The sequence below is a fragment of the Rubneribacter sp. genome (assembly GCF_965361815.1).
This window is the reverse complement of sequence record NZ_CBDTNW010000195.1, coordinates 1-2,642: the sequence shown is the minus strand read 5'-3', so window position 1 is coordinate 2,642 and position 2,642 is coordinate 1. Positions and strand designations below refer to the sequence as shown.

At 63.4% G+C, this 2,642-nt stretch carries 2 protein-coding genes; both read left to right on the top strand.

Annotation, left to right across the window (positions count from 1 at the left end; translation table 11 throughout):
- Window positions 1-2,037 (top strand): molybdopterin dinucleotide binding domain-containing protein (locus ACWKY3_RS13870; protein WP_449316983.1); only part of this gene is annotated, 2,037 nt, incomplete at its 5' end.
- Between the two features lie 3 nt (window positions 2,038-2,040).
- Window positions 2,041-2,642: 4Fe-4S dicluster domain-containing protein (locus ACWKY3_RS13865; RefSeq protein WP_449316982.1), on the top strand; the 602-nt coding region annotated here is incomplete at its 3' end.

The window sequence follows — 2,642 nt, the reverse complement described above, 5'->3', positions numbered from 1 at the left end:
GTCATCGAAGAGGACCTGTACGACGACCTTTACGTGAAGCGGTGGACCAACGCTGCGTTCCTCGTCGTCAAGGAGCTTGAGCCGAGCGGGTACGAGGCGGCCACGAACTTCGGCGGCACATACGAGATGAAGACGAGGCTGCTCAAGGAAAGCGACCTCAAAGAGGACGGGAACCCGTACAAGTACATCGTGTGGGACAATCTGAACGACCGCTTCACGTACTTCGACGCGACGCCTTCCGTGAGCTCGTGGGAGGGAGAGACGTGGAACGGCTGCACGTTCCGCGAGCAGGAGAAGGACATCGCACCGGGCGTCGTGGCGGGCCGCATCGCAGATCTGGGAGAGTTCAACGGCATCGATCCCGCCCTCTACGGGGAGTTCGACGTCGAACTCAAGGACGGGCGCGCGGTGAAGGCCGTTCCGGTATGGCAGCTGTTCGCCGAGCGGATGCATGATTTCAATGCGGATGTCGCTGCTGAGATATGCAAGGTGCCGGCTGAGGACATTCGGCTTGCGGCGCGCACTTACGCCACGAGGCTCGATCCTTCGACAGGCTACGGCAACGGCGGCATCCAGTACATGCTGGCCATCGAGCACGCGTGCAACGGAACGGACAACGTGCGCATGCTCTCCCTGCTCACCTGCATCACGGGCAACGGCGACACGCCTGGCGGCAATCGCGGGGGGACCACCGGACTCGTCTCCCGCGATCCCGGGTTGCGCGCTGCCGGGCAGCCGTTCCCCAGCAACGAGATGTTCGACAAGGTCATCGGCGGCGATCAGTACCCCCTGCTCAAATGGTGGCGTTACTGGGCGCAGGGCCCGCAGGTGTACAGCGCCATGCTCACGGGCGAGCCGTATCCGGTGCGCGCCGGCATCAACCAGTCCGGCGATCTGCTGGCGCAGTCGAACACCACGCGCAACTGGGAGGCTATCAAATCCCTCGACTTCTTCGTCCAGGTGGACATGTGGCATGCTCCCACGTCGGATCTGGCCGATGTGCTCCTTCCTTGCACGCATTGGCTCGAGGTGGACGCTCCCCGCATGTCCCAAGGGTCGCACGGGGCGATGGGGGCCACATGCAAAGTGCTCGACCCGCCCGGCGAAGCGAAGTTCGATGTCGATTTCAGCATATTGCTGGCCAAGGCGATGGGCAAGCCGTGGAGTCCCGACCCCGATGACCCCTGGCCCTCTTCTGAATGGGAGCTTGACCAAGCCTGCGCGAACATCGGCATGACGTGGCAGGAGTATCGCGCGTACTTCCAGGAGCACGGATGGCTGGACTGCAAAGAGTGGCAGCCTTATGGATGGGGGACCTATCGGCGTTACGCCGCCGGTGCCTATCGCACCAGCCAGGGAGCGAAGGAGGTTCCCGTCGAAAAGCGGCTGCCCGGCTTCAAGACGCCGACCACGCGTCAGGAGATCTGGTCGACGGTCATTGAGACGTACCATCCCGACCAGGATGCGGAGATGCCCTACTGGAAAGAGGCGCCGCGCACCCACAACACGCGTCCGGATCTGAAAGAGAGCTACCCTCTGTTCGCCACCACGGGCCGGCGCATCCCGGTGTACTTCCATTCCGAGCATAGGCAGCTGCCGTGGTGCCGCGAGCAGTGGCCGGTGCCGCGCATGGAGATCAATCCCGCCGACGCCGAGCGTTTGGGCATCAAGCAGGGCGACTGGTGCTGGATCGAGACGGAGTTCGGCAAAATTCGCGAGACGGCGGATCTGTACCACGGTATTGCGGAAGGCGTGGTGAACCTCGAGCACCAGTGGTGGTATCCCGAAGTGAACGAACCTGGGCACGGGTTCGAGCTGTCCGCCGTGAACCAGCTGATCGCCCATGACGACTGCGACCCGTTCGTGGGGTCGTCGAACCTGAGGGCCTACGTGGTGAACGTGTACAAAGCGACGCCCGAGAACTCGCCGTTCGGCAATCCCTGCCCCTGCGACTCGAAGGGCGTTCCCATCATCGCCGATGCGGCGGATCCGCGCCTGAAAGAATGGTTGCCCGATTACTCGAAAGGAAGGGAGTAGGCGATGACGCGATACGCTATCGTGACCGACCTGGATCGCTGCGTGGGCTGCCTTGCATGCTCGGTCGCGTGCAAGATGGTCAACGGCGTGCCGGTGGGCTCCTTTTGGAACAAAGTGCTGCGCATAGGCCCCAACCCCAAGGCGGAGGGAGCGACGTTTCCCAACGTCGACCTGTACTTCCTGCCGGTGGGCTGCCAGCACTGCGAGAACCCCGAGTGCGTTGCCGTGTGTCCCACGGGAGCCTCGCACAAGCTTGCGGACGGGACGGTGCAGATCGACAAATCGAAGTGCATAGGCTGCCAGTTCTGCGCCATGGCCTGCCCCTACAACGTGCGCTACCTCAACGAGGAGGAGCGCGTGGTGGAGAAGTGCACGCTGTGCGAGCAGCGCACGGCCCAGGGGGAGCTTCCTCAATGCGTTTCCGGCTGCGTGGGGCTTGCCCGTTGGTTCGGCGACGTGGAGGGGGAGGACCTGCGCGATTTCCGAGGCGGATTGGGCAAGACGTTCGGAGAGGTGGCGGAGGAGTTCTCCGACGAGCAGGTGCACCGCCTGCCCGACGTGGGCAACAAGCCGTCGTTCGCGTACATCCTGCGCGACATGAAGTG